Origin of the sequence: Campylobacter sp. 2352 PW, assembly GCF_024723575.1 — a bacterium.
In the GTDB taxonomy this organism is placed as follows: Bacteria; Campylobacterota; Campylobacteria; order Campylobacterales; family Campylobacteraceae; genus Campylobacter_D.
In genome coordinates this window covers 1-353 of record NZ_JANQCX010000048.1, presented here as the reverse complement: position 1 = coordinate 353, position 353 = coordinate 1, and the positions used below count along the sequence as shown (strand labels likewise).

Sequence of the window (353 nt, the reverse complement as noted above, 5' to 3'; positions counted from 1 at the left end):
CCTTTATTTAATATAACTGTATTATTATTAGCATTAGCATCTACACCAAAAGCACCTAAGATATAAGGAGCACCATTTAAAGGTAAGGTATAGGTGTTTTCAACACCCATATTCACATAGGCATCTTTTAAGAAATTTAAAGTATTATTACTTACTTCACCTTTTCTAGCTATGGCTGGAGTGATTAAAAAATTATATTTATTATCTAAACCCGTAGCTTTAGGATTAATTACTTCTTTATCAGTAGGTTTTAAATAATATACTGAAGATAATTCTCCTGCTTTTAATACTAAGGTATTATTATTAGCTTTTGCATTAAAGGTGTAAGCAGAAACTAAAAAAGGTATATAGCT

1 pseudogene is annotated in these 353 nt (G+C 28.0%); it reads right to left on the bottom strand.

Annotation, left to right across the window (positions count from 1 at the left end):
- A pseudogene (locus CAMP5121_RS08060) lies at positions 1-353 on the bottom strand (hypothetical protein); the annotation flags it as partial.